At 67.7% G+C, this 13,750-nt stretch carries 16 protein-coding genes; 11 read left to right on the top strand and 5 right to left on the bottom strand.

Going from position 1 to position 13,750, the window contains the following annotated elements; translation table 11 throughout:
- Positions 1–79 precede the first annotated feature (79 nt).
- The 3 genes from EJC49_RS21695 to EJC49_RS25825 form a co-directional block, all read right to left on the bottom strand.
- Entirely contained in the window at positions 80–952 is an 873-nt protein-coding gene (locus EJC49_RS21695; protein ID WP_126702021.1) for an SDR family oxidoreductase, read from the bottom strand.
- Between the two features lie 116 nt (positions 953–1,068).
- Positions 1,069–1,386: a hypothetical protein gene (locus tag EJC49_RS21690; RefSeq protein ID WP_126702020.1), complete on the bottom strand. Its 318-nt coding sequence runs from the start codon at positions 1,384–1,386 to the stop codon at positions 1,069–1,071.
- Between the two features lie 112 nt (positions 1,387–1,498).
- Complete coding sequence (locus EJC49_RS25825; protein ID WP_170314828.1) at positions 1,499–1,651, bottom strand: hypothetical protein; 153 nt, start codon at positions 1,649–1,651, stop codon at positions 1,499–1,501.
- Between the two features lie 331 nt (positions 1,652–1,982).
- Between EJC49_RS25825 and EJC49_RS25820 the strand changes: the two genes are divergently transcribed.
- From EJC49_RS25820 to EJC49_RS21655, 7 genes are read left to right on the top strand one after another with little or no spacing between them, the layout of a single operon-like run.
- Positions 1,983–2,777: a DeoR/GlpR family DNA-binding transcription regulator gene (locus EJC49_RS25820; RefSeq protein WP_170314827.1), complete on the top strand. Its 795-nt coding sequence runs from the start codon at positions 1,983–1,985 to the stop codon at positions 2,775–2,777.
- Between the two features lie 14 nt (positions 2,778–2,791).
- Positions 2,792–3,850, top strand: coding sequence for an ABC transporter ATP-binding protein (locus EJC49_RS21680; RefSeq protein WP_126702018.1), 1,059 nt, complete (start codon positions 2,792–2,794; stop codon positions 3,848–3,850).
- An 11-nt stretch (positions 3,851–3,861) separates the two neighbouring features.
- A complete protein-coding gene (locus tag EJC49_RS21675; RefSeq protein WP_126702017.1) occupies positions 3,862–5,154 on the top strand; it encodes an ABC transporter substrate-binding protein in 1,293 nt (430 codons plus the stop codon).
- Between the two features lie 57 nt (positions 5,155–5,211).
- On the top strand, positions 5,212–6,057 hold the full coding sequence (locus tag EJC49_RS21670) for a carbohydrate ABC transporter permease (RefSeq protein ID WP_126702061.1): 846 nt from the start codon (positions 5,212–5,214) through the stop codon (positions 6,055–6,057).
- Positions 6,054–6,878 carry a carbohydrate ABC transporter permease gene (locus EJC49_RS21665; protein WP_126702016.1) on the top strand — a complete coding sequence of 275 codons (825 nt, stop codon included), beginning with the start codon at positions 6,054–6,056 and terminating at the stop codon, positions 6,876–6,878. Before EJC49_RS21670 ends, EJC49_RS21665 begins: the two co-directional genes overlap by 4 nt.
- Positions 6,879–6,905: 27 nt before the next feature.
- A complete protein-coding gene (locus EJC49_RS21660; RefSeq protein ID WP_126702015.1) occupies positions 6,906–7,679 on the top strand; it encodes a metallophosphoesterase in 774 nt (257 codons plus the stop codon).
- 21 nt (positions 7,680–7,700) lie between these two features.
- Positions 7,701–8,468 carry an inositol monophosphatase family protein gene (locus tag EJC49_RS21655; protein ID WP_126702014.1) on the top strand — a complete coding sequence of 256 codons (768 nt, stop codon included), beginning with the start codon at positions 7,701–7,703 and terminating at the stop codon, positions 8,466–8,468.
- 20 nt (positions 8,469–8,488) lie between these two features.
- On the opposite strand, the gene EJC49_RS21650 is transcribed toward EJC49_RS21655, so the two are convergent.
- On the bottom strand, positions 8,489–9,358 hold the full coding sequence (locus tag EJC49_RS21650) for an SMP-30/gluconolactonase/LRE family protein (RefSeq protein WP_170314826.1): 870 nt from the start codon (positions 9,356–9,358) through the stop codon (positions 8,489–8,491).
- Between the two features lie 123 nt (positions 9,359–9,481).
- Here EJC49_RS21650 and EJC49_RS21645 point away from each other — a divergent pair, with 123 nt between their 5' ends.
- From EJC49_RS21645 to EJC49_RS21630, 4 genes are read left to right on the top strand one after another with little or no spacing between them, the layout of a single operon-like run.
- Positions 9,482–10,462, top strand: a complete 981-nt coding sequence (locus EJC49_RS21645) for a C4-dicarboxylate TRAP transporter substrate-binding protein (protein ID WP_210211840.1) — start codon at positions 9,482–9,484, stop codon at positions 10,460–10,462.
- Positions 10,463–10,520: 58 nt separating this feature from the next.
- Positions 10,521–10,958 carry a TRAP transporter small permease gene (locus EJC49_RS21640; protein WP_210211839.1) on the top strand — a complete coding sequence of 146 codons (438 nt, stop codon included), beginning with the start codon at positions 10,521–10,523 and terminating at the stop codon, positions 10,956–10,958.
- A 2-nt stretch (positions 10,959–10,960) separates the two neighbouring features.
- Positions 10,961–12,244 carry a TRAP transporter large permease gene (locus tag EJC49_RS21635; protein ID WP_126702012.1) on the top strand — a complete coding sequence of 428 codons (1,284 nt, stop codon included), beginning with the start codon at positions 10,961–10,963 and terminating at the stop codon, positions 12,242–12,244.
- A gap of 15 nt (positions 12,245–12,259) precedes the next feature.
- Entirely contained in the window at positions 12,260–12,997 is a 738-nt protein-coding gene (locus EJC49_RS21630) for a GntR family transcriptional regulator (RefSeq protein WP_126702011.1), read from the top strand.
- 18 nt (positions 12,998–13,015) lie between these two features.
- Here EJC49_RS21630 and EJC49_RS21625 read toward each other — a convergent pair.
- Positions 13,016–13,750: LysR substrate-binding domain-containing protein (locus tag EJC49_RS21625; protein ID WP_126702010.1), on the bottom strand; the 735-nt coding region annotated here is incomplete at its 5' end.

Here is a 13,750-nt window from a genome sequence, read left to right as displayed (position 1 = left end):
GTGGACCGATCGTTCCGGGAAAGAGAAGCCCTGCCCGTCGAGCGCGACGGGCAGGCCTTTTTCGGTTCGGCGCCGCGCCTCAGAGCATCGGTCGGCCGCCGGTGACCTCGTAGAGGGCGCCGGTCGTGTAGCTCGATTGATCCGACGCCAGCAGGACATAGGTCGCGGCAAGCTCGGCGGGCTGTCCGGGACGCTTGAGGGGCGTGTTCTCGCCGAAGGACTTCACCTTCTCGACGGGCATGGTGGCGGGGATCAGCGGCGTCCAGATCGGACCGGGGGCGACCGCATTGACGCGGATGCCCTGGTCCGCGACCAGGCCCGCAAGACCGGCGGTGAAATTGGCGATCGCCCCCTTGGTGGTGGCGTAGGCGAGCAGCGTCGGCGACGGGCTCGTGGCATTGATCGACGACGTGTTGATGATCGAGGCGCCGGGCTTCATGTGCTTCACGGCTTCCTGGCAGAGATAGAACATGGCGTGGACGTTGGTGCGGAAGGTGAGATCCCATTCCTGCGACGAGATGTCCTCGAGCTTCTCGAACGTCGCCTGATGGGCGGCGTTGTTGACCAGGATGTCGAGGCGTCCGCATTCCTTCATCGTCCTGTCGACGAGGGAGCGCGCGAAGCGCTCGTCACCGATGTCGCCCGGGGCGAGGATCGCCTTGCGTCCGGCCTCCTCGACCCACCGGGCGGTCTCCCGGGCATCTTCGTCTTCCTCCAGATAGGAGATGACCACGTCGGCGCCTTCGCGCGCGAAGGCGATGGCCACGGCGCGGCCGATGCCTGAATCGGCGCCGGTGATGAGCGCCACGCGATCCGTCAGCCTGCCGCTGCCGCGGTAGCTCCTTTCACCGTGATCGGGTCGCGGGTCCATCGCGCCGGTATAGCCCGGCATGTCCTGCTGCTGTTCGGGCAGCGGGGGCGTTGCGTGTCTGGTCTGCGGATGGTCATCCATGGGAGGGGTCCTTTCTGCGTTTTGCCGGCCAGGCGGGCGCACCCGCCGGGGTCCGGGATCGGGCGAAAACTCCACGGGCGGCCGGCCATCGTTGGAGGCCGCGTCCGCGCCATGCCTCAGGCAAGGGCAATCGATGCGAGGACGAGAATTGCGACGGCCATCAAGGCGGCGACAGGCAGCCACCAGCCGCGCCCGCCTGCCCGCGGCTCGACCGCAGCCATCGGCCGCATGGCGCTGCCGGTGCCGGATTCGGGCGGCCGCCCCGCCTCGGCGGCGGGACGGGTTGCCGCGCCCCCGAAGGCCGCTCCGCCCGCCTCCGCATCCGTCTCCATGGGCGCCATCGCCGGATCGAAGCCGGGGATCTTGTCGCCGGTCTGGCCGCGCTGCGTGGCCGCGCGTGCATCGAGCTCGCCGGTCTTCGACTGCTCACTCATCGTGCCTGTTCCCGTCGGTCCGGGCGGCCGCGCAGAGCGGCGCCCCGGACGATTGCAACGCCGGCCGGGTTTCGTGGCCCGGGCCGAGCGGACCGCGACCCGGCCGGGCGCCTCATCCGACCACCGCGTAGGCCGTCAACGGCCCCAGGGCCATGATGGTCGACACGATGGCCGCCGTCAGATCGAGCCGCGCGAGGCGCCGGTCGGACACCCGGCGGGGCTGGCGGTCGAGGGAAGCGTCGTGGGCGTGGACTTTCTGCAACATCGTTCTTCTCCTGAGGTTCTGGCCCGGGCGACGCATGACGACGGTGACGAAACCGCCCCGAGGGGGACCCACGGTTGCGTGCCGGGTTCTCGGCGATCAACCGTCCGCCCGGGCCTTTGTTCCCTTGGCCCGTCACTTGCGGGCGGTCGTATCTTCGCGGCGCTGCCCGTCGCTCGCGCTGGCCGGGCGGGCGAACGTCCCGATCGACCCTCGGCCGGTTGGCCTCCGGGGCGCGAATGATCGTTTCCGCGCATATTCTGATCGCTGTCATTCAGGCTTCATCTTGCCGTGCGAACAAGGCCCCGTTCCCGCCCGCACGGAGTCTGGACCCTTGGCTGAACTTCTGGATCGCGCCACCCATGCCCTGGCCCCGCAACGCCAGGCCCGCCTGCTCGAGCAGCTGGGCCGGCAGACCTATGTGGAGGTGCAGGACCTCTGCGCCGCCCTCGGCGTCTCCGAGGCGACGATCCGGCGCGACCTGACGGAACTCGAGGCGCGCGGCCTGCTCAAGCGCACCCATGGCGGCGCCCTGTCCATCCAGCAGGTCGCCAGGGATTATTCGAACGCCGACCGCAAGGTGCTCCGGAACGAGGAAAAGGCCAGGATTGCAGCGGCTACGGCCGAACTCGTGGTCGACGGCGATGCCGTCTTCATCGACAGCGGCACGACCACCGTGCAGGTCGCCCGGCAGCTCTGCCAGCGGGACACGCTGACCTTCGTCACCAACGGCCTGGACGTCTTCGCCTGCCTGGCGGCGGCCCGCGCCAGCCGGCTGTACATGATCGGCGGCGAGTATGTGGAGGTCAATCACGGGTTCGGCGGGCCGCTGGCCGCCGATGCCATCCGCCAGTTCAGCGTCGACAAGGCGATCCTCAGCGTTTCGGCCGTCGACCTGGCCCGCGGCCAGGTCAGCATCGCCGCGCCGGCCATGGTTCCGGCGCAACGGGCCATGATCGAAATCGCTCAAACGGTCATCGTCGTGGCGGATCACTCCAAGTTCGAGCGCGGCGCCCTGGCCGTGATCGCCGCTCTCGACGCGATCGACTACGTGGTCACCAACACCGCGACGCGGGCTCTGCTCGACGACATGCCCGCCGCCCTGCGCGGCAAGATGATCTTCGCCTGAGGGGAGCGCCGGCCATGTCACGCCTTTCGGTCCGTTCCCTGGTCAAGACCTGGGATGAAACGCGCGCGGTGGACGGCGTGAGCTTCGCCACCGAGGCCAGGGAGTTCGTCGCCCTGCTCGGGCCTTCGGGCTGCGGCAAGTCGACGACGCTGCGCCTCATCGCCGGGCTCGAAGCCGCCACCGAAGGCAGCGTCGAGATCGACGGCCTGGACGTGACGAACCTGCCGCCCGCGTCGCGCAGGATATCGATGGTCTTCCAGTCCTACGCGCTGTTCCCGCATCTCAACGTGGCCGACAACATCCTCTTTGGCCTGTCGGTGCGCGGCGTGAAACGGGCCGAGCAGAAGCAGCGCCTCGACCGGATCGTGCCCCTTCTCGGGTTGTCGTCGCTTCTCGACCGCCGGCCTTCGCAGCTGTCGGGTGGCCAGCAGCAGCGCGTCGCGCTGGGCCGCGCCCTGATCGCCGAGGCGCCCGTGTGCCTGCTCGACGAACCCCTGTCCAATCTCGACGCCAAGCTGCGCGCGGAAATGCGCAACGAGATCCGTTCGCTGCAACAGCGCCTCGGCCTGACCATGCTGTTCGTGACCCATGACCAGACGGAGGCGATGAGCATGGCCGACCGCGTCGTGCTTCTGCGCGACGGCAAGGTGGAGCAGTTCGCCACGCCGTCGGACCTCTACACGAAACCCAACTCCGTCTTCGTCGCGCAGTTCATCGGCACGCCGCCGATGAACATTCTCGACGCGACGCTGCTCGGCCCGGCCTGGGACCGCCTGCCGAAGAACACGCTCGTCGGCGTCCGCCCCGAGCATATCCGCTTTGCGGACCGGGGCATCGCCGCGACCGTGGTGTCGATGGAATATTTCGGAGCCGACTCCGTCGTCTCCTGCCGTATCGCGGACAAGCCCGTTCTGGTGAGAGTGCCCGGACAACCGGGGTTCGCCGGGGGCGAAACCGTGCATCTGAGCTGGCCGCAAGAAGCCCAGCACCTCTTCGACCAACACAGTGGAAAGCGCCGGGACCCCATCCCCGACCAGCGGCTGGCGCCGGCGCTCGAATTCGTCCAACCCTAAGGAACAAGGTCATGAACCTTCACAAGCTGAACCGCATTCTCGCCGGCGGCCTCGGGGCCGCGCTGCTCTCGACCACGGCGGCCTTCGCCGTCGACCTGACGTTCTACTATCCGGTCCAGGTGGGCGGCCCGCTCACGCAGGTGATCGACGGGTATGTCGCCGAGTTCGAGAAGCAGAACCCGGACATCAACGTCGACGCCATCTATTCCGGCAACTACACCGACACGACCACCCGCGCCCTGGCCGCGACCCGCAGCGGCAATCCGCCGGCGGTGGCCGTGCTTCTGGCAACCGACATCTTCACGCTGATCGAGGAGGACGTGATCACGCCGATCGACACGTTCATCTCGACGGACGAGGACAAGGCCTGGCTGGCGGGCTTCATGCCGGCCTATCTGGCCTCGGCGCAGATCGACGGCCACCTGTGGGCCGCGCCGTTCCAGCGTTCGACGGCGGTGATGTACTACAACAAGGAAGCGTTCAAGGCCGCCGGCCTGGATGCCGAACAGCCGCCGCGCACGTGGGACGAGCTGGTCGAGGTCGGCAAGGCGCTGACCGTGAAGGACGCATCCGGCAACGTCACGCAGTGGGGCCTGGGCATTCCCGGCAGCTCCAACGCGGCGCACTGGCTGTTTGGCGCCCTGGTCGCGCAGAATGGCGGCCAGCTCTCGGACGAGACCGGCACCCGCACCTTCTTCGACGACCCCAAGGTGGTCGAGGCGCTGCAGTTCTGGATCGACCTGAGCGAGAAGCACGCCGTTCACCCGACCGGCATTCTCGAGTGGGGCACGACGCCGAGCGACTTCATGGAAGGCCGCCTGGCCATGGCGTGGCACACGACCGGCAATCTCAGCAACATCCGCAAGAACGCGACGTTCGAGTTCGGCGTCGCCGCCTATCCGGGCAACCCGAACCCCGCTTCGGTGCTCGGCGGCGGCAATCTCTACATCTTCAAGGATGCTTCCGAGGAACAGAAGGCGGCCGCGTTCAAGTTCGTGCAGTTCATGACCTCGGCCGAACTGCTCGCCGACTGGGGCATCCAGACGGGCTATGTCGCCCCGCGCGACGACTCCTGGGAAACGGAAGCGCTGAAGGCCTATGTGAAGGAGGTGCCGCAGGCCGACGTCGCCCGCAGGCAGATCGCCGACTCCAAGCCGGAAATCTCCACGTTCGAGAGCGCGCGCGTGACGCAGGTGCTCAACGATGCGCTTCAGGCCGCGCTGACCGGCCGCTCCACGCCGCAGGAGGCGCTGTCGGCCGCGCAGGCCGAAGCCGAGCGCATCCTGAGCGCCTACCGCAACTGATGACGTCGCGACCGCAGGGATAGTCCGGTGAAAGTCTCGCGCAACCTGACCTACAGCATGCTCCTGCTGCTTCCCGCGGTGGTGCTGCTCGTTGCCTTCACCTACTATCCCACGGTCGCGACCATCATCGACAGCTTCTTTTCCACGCCTCGCGGGCGCAGGCCGGCACGCTTCGTCGGCCTCGCCAACTACGAGACGATGCTGGCCGATCCGGTGTTCCGCAAGGCGATCGTCAACAACATGATCTATGCGGCGGTGATCATCCCCTGTTCGATGGGGCTGGCGCTGGCGATGGCGCTGCTGGTCAACGCCCGGATCGCAGGGCGCGGCTTCGTCCGGCTCGCCTATTTCACCCCGACCGTGCTGCCGATGATCGCCGTCGCCAACATCTGGATGTTCTTCTACGCGCCCGACTACGGCCTCATCGACCAGGTGCTGGGCCATTTCGGGCGGGGCGGCAACAACTGGCTCGGCAATCCCGACACCGCCTTGTGGGCGATCATCGTCATCACCGTCTGGAAATGCGCCGGGTTCTTCATGATCTTCTATCTCGCCGCCCTGCAGCAGATCCCGCCGTCCCTGCTGGAAGCGGCCGAAATGGAGGGGGCGACCTACTGGCAGCAGCTTCGCCGCGTGATCCTGCCGCTCCTGATGCCGACGACGCTGTTCATTTCGGTCAACGCCGTCATCGAGGCCTTTCGGCTGGTCGACCACATCATCGCGATGACCAGAGGCGGGCCGGACAATTCCACCCAGCTGCTGCTGCACTACATCTACCAGGTCGCTTTCGGCTTCTGGGACACGGCCTACGCGGCGACGCTCAGCGTGGTGCTGCTGGCGATCCTGGCGCTGATCGCGCTCGTCCAGTTCGGCTATGCAGACCGCAGGATCTTCTACCGATGAGCGTCGACCGGCGATCAGCGACGACCCGTCTGGCGATCAATGTCGTCGCGTGGGCGCTCGCCCTGCTCTGGGTGCTGCCCTTGCTCTACGCAGTGTGGACCGCCATCCACCCGCCGCTCTATGCCGCGCGCTTCGACCTGTTCGCGCCGCTCACGCTGGACAATTTCGTCCGGGTCTGGAACGCAGCGCCCTTCGACCGCTATTTCCTCAACACGATCGGGCTGGTGGTGTTCGTGGTCATCGCCCAGTTCGTGGTGTGCACCATGGCCGCCTACGCCTTCGCGGTCTATCCGTTCCGCGGTTCGGAATGGCTGTTCATGCTGTTCCTGATCCAGCTGATGGTGATGCCGGAGGTGCTTCTGGTGCGGAACTACAGCACCATCGCGTCGCTGGGGGTGATGGATACGATGCTGGCCATCGCGCTCCCCTACCTCGCCTCGGCGTTCGGCATCTTCCTGTTCAGGCAGGCGTTCAAGAGCGTCCCCAAGGAGCTCGACGAGGCCGCCCGGATGGAAGGCGCCGGGCCGATCCAGGTGCTCCTGCGCGTCTACGTGCCGCTGGCCCGGCCGACCTATCTCGCCTACGGGCTGGTGATGGTGGCCTATCACTGGAACAATTTCCTCTGGCCCCTGATCGTGACCAACTCTGTCTCGACCAGACCGATCACGGTCGGGCTCGGGATCTTCTCCACCGTCGAGCAGGGCATCGACTGGCCCACCATCACCGCCGCCACGCTGGTCTCGATCGGGCCGCTGCTGGTCGCCTTCCTGCTCTTCCAACGCCAGTTCGTGCAAAGCTTCATGCGGTCCGGCATTCGCTGAGACCGTTCCAGCCAGAGGACATACACCTTGCGCATCGCCCATCTCTCGGACCTCCACGTCCTCGTCGACCCTACCGGCAGGGGGCTCGTGCGCGGCGATGCCGTTTCGCGGGCCCGAGCGCTCGTCGCGGACGTCGCCGCCCTCGCGCCGAAGATCGACGTGGTGGCGATAACCGGCGACCTGACCGATGATGGCGAGGAGGCCGACTACGCGCTCGTTCGCGACCTGCTCGCGCCGCTCGACGTTCCCGTGCTCGCGGTGCCGGGCAATCACGACCTCCGCGTTCCGATGCGCGCGGCCTTCGACGCGGCCGCCTACGAAGACCCCTTCTTCCTCCATCACGAGGCTGTCCTGGGATCGACGCGCTTCCTGGCGCTCGACAGCCTGTCGGCCGGCGAAGTGGGCGGACGCCTTTGCCCGGCCAGGCTCGACTGGATTGCCGGCAAGCTGTCCCGGCCGTTCGAGGGCGACACGTTCCTGCTGATCCATCATCCGCCCTGTCCCACCGCGACGGGCGTCCTCGACGACGCCATCCTCATCGAAGGCAATGCCGAACTGCGCGCCATCCTCGCGGGCCTGGAGCGGCCGGCGCACATTCTTTGCGGCCATCTCCATCGGCCGATCCAGTGCCTGTGGGACAGGAGCCTGGTCTCGGTGGCAACCAGCACGGCGTTCCAGTTCGCGCTCGAGATCGATGCCGAGCGCCAGCCGCCGCTGTCCGACGAACCCTTCGCCTACCGCATCCACATCGTCGACGGCACCGGCACGCACGTCATCCAGCGCCGTTTCGTTTCCTTCTGAACTCCCATCTGACAGGCAGACATGCTCGATTTTCTCACCGAACTCGCCCAGGAGGCGGGCGCGCTCGCCCTTTCCCATTTCGGCCGGCTGTCGGCGGACGCCGTGGAATCCAAGGGGCACCTCGATCTCGTGACGGTCGCCGACCGGGCGGTCGAACGGCACGTGGTCGCCCGGCTGCAGGCGAGATATCCGGACGACGGCATCTTCGGCGAAGAGGGAAGCGCCGTGGACGGCACCTCCGGACGCGTGTGGGTGATCGATCCCATCGACGGAACGTTCAACTTCGTCCGCGGCGGCGCGCAATGGGCGGTCTCCATCGGGCTCTACGAGGCCGGGCGTCCGGTGCTCGGCGTGGTTCATGCCCCGGTGATGGGGATGACGCTCGCCGGCGGCGCGTCGGCGTGGCCGACCCTGAACGCGAAGGCGCTGGCGCCGCTGTCGTCCTACGACCAGCGCAAGGCCTCGGTGGGCGTGGGGCTCGGCCGCGCGGTTCCCGAGGCGGACCGGCTCGCGATGTTGCGGTTGCTGATGTGCGACGCGCGCATCAGCTTTCGATGCTGCAACTCGGCCACGATCTCGATGCTGGAAGTCGCGACCGGCGAAGTCGACGGCTATGTCGGCTACGGCGAATCCAGCTGGGACGTGATGGCCGCCTATCCGATCCTCGTCGCGCTCGGCGCCGGTTCGACGCTGGACTGGTCGACCACGCCGCTCGACGCGAAACTCCGCTTCGCGATCGGCAAGCCGGGCCTGCTCGAGGCCATCGCCGGCCTGAACCACGCGGGCTGACGGGCGGCTCGGTCGACAGGTCAGCGCCGGCCGGCCTGCCAGAACGCGACGGCGGGACCACGAAGGTCGGGCGGCAGGCCGGTCGCGATGGCCATCTGGCCGCCATGGCCGCCCTGCGCCTTGGCGGTGACGACCAGCCCACCGTCGACGAAGGCGAGCTTGGTCGGCGCGATGAAGGGCAGCGGCACGGTGCTGTGCAAGACGCCCTGTCTGGAGAAGCCGCAGAGCGCGCCTCCGTCGACGGCGGCGATCCAGTAGGTGGCGCCGTCGGCGCCCAGCGCCGCCCCGTCGGGACGGCCCGCCATGTCGCGCATCGAGGCGAAGACGGTGCGGGGACCGACGAGGCCGGCCGCGCCGTCGCACGCGGCGGTCCAGATCGTCCGGGCGTCGGGATGGGAATCCGACAGGTAAAGCCGGGCTGCGGTCACGTCGACGGCAAGCCCGTTGGGGGTGGTGAGGCCATCGAACACGGTGTTCAAGGCAAGTTCCGCCGTCACGACGTGGATCGCGCCGCGTCCCGGCGCGGCATCCAGCGCCATGGTCGACACCCAGAGCCGCCCGGTCGCATCGACGGTCGCGTCGTTGAAGCGCTGGCCCAGGCCGTCAAAGGGCAGGATGCGTTCGAACCGCTCCCGTGCGCAGGAAAAGGCATAGATCCCCCGCTCCATCCCGACCATCGGTTCGTCCGGCGCCGCCAGGACGACGAAGCCCGGCATCTCGGGCGTGGTCCAGTGTCTGGTTTCGCCGGTCGAAAGCCTCGTCCTGAGGAGTTTCCGTCCTTCGATGTCGACCCACCACACGCTGTCCCGCCGGTCCCAGAAGGGGCTCTCGCCGAGAAGAGACCCTTCCCCGCTCGCCATGGCGAACGGCACGTCCAGTCTTCTCAACACCCCGCGCCTCGTTTCGTCCGCCGGCATCATCGTCCGATCGCCCCTTGACACGCGACGCCTAGACTAAGTAGGACTCCCCTGCAACTAATATATTAGTGTGCGAGCTACCCGAGGGAGGAACGAATGAAGACGCTGATGAGAAGCCTTGGCCTGTGCGCCGCGGTGATGACGATGTGCGCCGGCAGTGCGCCCGCCGTGGCGGAGACCATGCTGCGGATCGGGACCGTGCTGGCCCCGATGGACCCGATGGGGCAAGGGCTGGAGAAATTCAAGGCGGAGGTGGAAGCCGCGACGAAGGGCGAGGTGCGGATCGAGGTGTTCCACAACTCGCAGCTCGGCGACACGACCGAGATGATCGACCAGGCCCGCGCGGGCGCCAATGTCGGCACGGTGACCGACGTCGCCCGGCTGTCCAGCTTCGTCCCGTCGCTGGCCATCATGTCGGCGCCGTTCCTGTTCGACACCTACGAGCAGGCCGACACCTTCGCGCTGTCGGCCGACTATCTCGCCTGGGGCGACGCGCTGAAGGAGAAGTCGGGCCTGATGATGCTGGCGTCGAACTGGTACCAGGGGCCGCGCCACCTTTTGACGCAGAAACCCGTTTCGACGCCGGCGGACCTGGCTGGCGTGCGCATGCGCACCATCGGCGCGCCGGTCTGGATCGAGACCATCCGCGCCATGGGGGCCGAACCGACGCCGATGGCCTGGGGCGAAGTCTATTCGGCGCTGCAGCTCGGCGCGCTCGATGCCGCCGAAGCCCAGCCGACCGCGATCACCGGCGCCAAGCTCTACGAGGTGGTCAAGAACGTCACCAAGACCGGCCACATCCAGCTGGTCACGGCGCTGGTGGTGAGCGCGGAAGCCTGGGACCAGATCTCGCCCGAGAACCAGGCGATCGTGCGCGACCTTGCGGTCGAAAGCGGCCGCTACGCGTCGCGCCTGACCATCGAGCTGGGCGAGAAGTCGCTGGCCGACGTCGCGGCGTCCGGTGTATCGGTCTCGGACGTCGACCTTGCGCCCTTCAAATCCGCGGTCGCCGGCGTGTACGACATGCTGAACCTCAACGCGGAGGTCGCTTCGGTCAACAAGGTGCTCGGCCGCTGAGCGACCGACGCCCGGGCGAACGATCGAGGCCAAGTCGGGGGGCTACCGTTTGAGACGCGTGGAATTCGCATGTGCCGCCCTCCTGTTGTGCGCGGTGGTGGTGCTGGTCGGACTGGCCGCCATCACCCGCGCGATGGGCGTGCCCATCATCTGGTCCGTCGAGATCGCGCAGCTTCTGTTTCTGTGGCTGTGCATTCTCGCCATCGACCTCGCGCTTCAGGATGAACGGCATTTCGGCCTTCAGATCGTGAAGGACAACGTGCCGCCGCGCGTCGGCCAGATGGTCGAGGTCGTCAATCTTCTCGTCATCGTCGCGCTGCTGGTCTTCCTGATCCCCTATGCCTGGCGCAACACGCTGCTGATGCATGCGCGGCTCGACGGCGCCCTGCAGATTCCCGGATCCTGGTTCCATGCGTCCATGGTGGTGGGGTTCGCGCTGATGATCCGCACGCTGCTTGCCAGGCTTCTTGCCATGTTCGCACGAAGGACCGCCTGACCATGCTTCTCCTGATCGCGGTGCTTTTCGCCTGCTTCCTCCTGGTCGGGATGCCGGTGGCCTTCGCGCTGGCGCTGGCGGCCTTCCCGGTCTTCGTGCTGACGGGCACCATGCCGCCGACGGTCGCCATCCAGAAGATGGTGACGGCCACGCAGAGCTTTCCGCTGCTCGCGGTGCCCTTCTTCATCTTCGCCGGCAACCTGATGAACGCGACCGGGATCACCGAAAGGCTCGTGCGCTTTGCGCGCCTGCTGACCGGCTGGATGGCCGGCGGCCTCGGCCAGGTCTCGATCCTGCTCAGCCTGATGATGGGCGGCATCTCGGGGTCGGCCGTGGCCGACGCCTCGATGGAGGCGCGTCTGCTGGGGCCGAGCATGATCGCCCAGGGCGGCTACTCGAAGGCTGCGACGGCGGCGGTTCTCGCTTTCGGATCGATCATCACCGCCACCATTCCACCGAGCATCGGGCTCATCCTGTTCGGTTTCATCAACGAGGTGTCGATCGGCCGGCTGTTCGTGGCGGGCGTCGTTCCCGGCCTCGTGCTGACGGTGCTTCTCATGGCGACCGCCTGGGTGGTGGCCAAGCGCAACGGCTATGCCGCCGATCTCGCCGAGGTCCCGTCCTGGCGCGCGGTGTGGGCGAGCTTTCTGGACAGCGTCTGGGCGCTCGCCTTCCCCGTCATCCTCATCGTCGGCTTCCGCTTCGGGCTCTTCACGGCCACGGAGGCGGGGGCGTTCCTGGTCGGCTATGCGCTCTTCATCGGCTTCTTCGTCTATCGCGAACTGACCTGGGAGAAGCTCTACGAGGCGACGAAGGGCTCGATTTCCGATCTCGGCATGGTGATGCTGCTGATCATGATGGCCGCGGTCCTCGGCTACGCCGTGACCATCGAGCGCGGGCCGCAGCAGATCACCGAGCTGGTCACGTCCCTCACCAGCGAGCCGGCCCTCGTCCTGCTGCTGGTGGTCGTGCTTCTGGTCGTCAGCGGCATGTTCCTGGAAGGCGCGGCCAACATCCTCCTGGTCACCCCGATCGTCCTGCCCGTGCTGGTGAACGCGGGTTTCGATCCGGTGCACATGGGGATCCTGATCGTGACGCTGATCAATTTTGGCGGTCTCACCCCGCCGGTCGGGGTCATCATGTTCACCGTCTGCGGCATCCTCGACGTCAAGACCGCCGCCTTCGCCCGCGCGGCGCTGCCCTATTTCGTCGCCATGCTCGTTTTCTTCGTGGTGCTGGCGCTGGTTCCCGCGGTGTCGTTGTTCCTGCCCGGCCGTCTGATGTAGAACGGGACCCGAAACATGCGGAAGGCTTCGCCCGACATGAACGTCAGCTCGTTTTCGGCCGCGCTCGTCAAGGCCGCGGACAATCCGTCGGGAGCCGTGGCGCACGGCTCTGCGGCCATGCGCGTCTATGCGGCGTTGCGGGCGCAGATCATCTCGCTTCACCTGCTTCCCGACACGACCCTGGTGCGCAACGACATCGCCCGAAGCTTCGGCGTCAGCCAGTCGCCGGTGCGCGAGGCGATCCAGAAGCTGGAGCAGGAAGGCCTCGTCATTTCCTATCCGCAGTCGCGCACGGTGGTTTCGAAGATCGACGTCGCCCACGCCCGCGAGACGCAGTTCCTGCGGGTGAGCGTCGAGCTGGAGGTTGCCCAGACGCTGGCGCAGGCCGCGAACCCCGCCTTGCTGGGGCCGACGTCGCGGCTCCTGCGGATGCAGAAGCTGGCGGGCGACGATTGCGACATCGGGGAATTCACCACGCTGGACCGGCTGTTCCACCTGTCGCTCTTCGAAGCGGCAGGCGTGCGCGCGCTGTGGCACGTGATCGCCGACCGGTCCGGGCACATCGACCGCCTGCGGCGCCTCAACCTTCCCGATCCCGGCAAGATCGCCCAGGTGCTGCGGGACCACGAGGCGATCCTGTCGGCCATCGCATCGGGGGACCGGGGCGAGGTCGAAGCCGCGGTGAGGACGCATCTGAGCGGCACGCTGGCGGCGGTGGCGAAGATCAGGGACCAGCACCCGCACTATTTCTGACAGCCGGGCGCCGCCCCGTCACGGACCGGCGGTCGTGCGCAGATGGTTCAGCAGCGCGACATGGCGGGCCGAGGGAAACGCCCCCGCCGGCCGGGCAAGGCCGAAGACGGTGGGCGGGAGGCGCTCCTCGATCTCCATCGTCACGACCGACTGTCCGTCGTAGGTCAGCGTCGGCGCCGGCCTCTGGAACAGGACGGAGTAGCCGAGCCTGCGGCCGACGAGGCACCGCGCGAGCTCGAAATTGGTCGTCACGTGGCCGATGCGCGGCGTCACCCCGAGCGTGGCGAAGATCTGCTCGGTGTTCCGGCGCGCCGGATGCACGTCCAGCAGGACCAGCGGCTCGGCCGCCAGGTCGGCCAGCCGGACGCTGCGTCCCTTGGCGAGGGGATGCCCCGCACCGAGCAGGACATAGGGGCGGTAGGCATGCACGGGATCGAACACCAGCTGCCGCGAGACGTCGACGCTGTAGAGCAGCGCGACGTCGATCCGACCCTGCAGCAGCATGTCGTCGAGATCGGGCGCTGAGGCTTCCGCGATGTCGAGCCCCAGCCCCGGATGGCTGCGCTGGAAGTGGTCCATGATGCCCGGCAGGAGAAAGGGCGCGAGCGTGGAAAAGCAGCCGATGGCGAACCGACCCGTCAGGCTGCTCGCTTCCTCCGTCGCCGCGTCGGCGAGGGCTTCGGCCTGCGACAGCACGGCGCGGGCCGTGGCGAGGAGCCGCGCGCCGGCGGCGGTGAGCGCGACGCCCCGGCC

This window comes from Aquibium carbonis (assembly GCF_003970795.1).
In the GTDB taxonomy this organism is placed as follows: Bacteria; Pseudomonadota; Alphaproteobacteria; order Rhizobiales; family Rhizobiaceae; genus Aquibium; species Aquibium carbonis.
The sequence above is the reverse complement of the archived record's forward strand: the minus strand, read 5'-3'. Positions and strand labels throughout refer to the sequence as shown.

Coding starts and splice junctions, on each gene's coding strand:
- EJC49_RS21695 (WP_126702021.1), bottom strand. CDS start 952: ATGGATGACCATCCGCAGACCAGACACGCAACGCCCCCGCTGCCCGAA.
- EJC49_RS21690 (WP_126702020.1), bottom strand. CDS start 1,386: ATGAGTGAGCAGTCGAAGACCGGCGAGCTCGATGCACGCGCGGCCACG.
- EJC49_RS25825 (WP_170314828.1), bottom strand. CDS start 1,651: ATGTTGCAGAAAGTCCACGCCCACGACGCTTCCCTCGACCGCCAGCCC.
- EJC49_RS21680 (WP_126702018.1), top strand. CDS start 2,792: ATGTCACGCCTTTCGGTCCGTTCCCTGGTCAAGACCTGGGATGAAACG.
- EJC49_RS21675 (WP_126702017.1), top strand. CDS start 3,862: ATGAACCTTCACAAGCTGAACCGCATTCTCGCCGGCGGCCTCGGGGCC.
- EJC49_RS21670 (WP_126702061.1), top strand. CDS start 5,212: ATGCTCCTGCTGCTTCCCGCGGTGGTGCTGCTCGTTGCCTTCACCTAC.
- EJC49_RS21665 (WP_126702016.1), top strand. CDS start 6,054: ATGAGCGTCGACCGGCGATCAGCGACGACCCGTCTGGCGATCAATGTC.
- EJC49_RS21655 (WP_126702014.1), top strand. CDS start 7,701: ATGCTCGATTTTCTCACCGAACTCGCCCAGGAGGCGGGCGCGCTCGCC.
- EJC49_RS21645 (WP_210211840.1), top strand. CDS start 9,482: ATGAAGACGCTGATGAGAAGCCTTGGCCTGTGCGCCGCGGTGATGACG.
- EJC49_RS21635 (WP_126702012.1), top strand. CDS start 10,961: ATGCTTCTCCTGATCGCGGTGCTTTTCGCCTGCTTCCTCCTGGTCGGG.
- EJC49_RS21630 (WP_126702011.1), top strand. CDS start 12,260: ATGCGGAAGGCTTCGCCCGACATGAACGTCAGCTCGTTTTCGGCCGCG.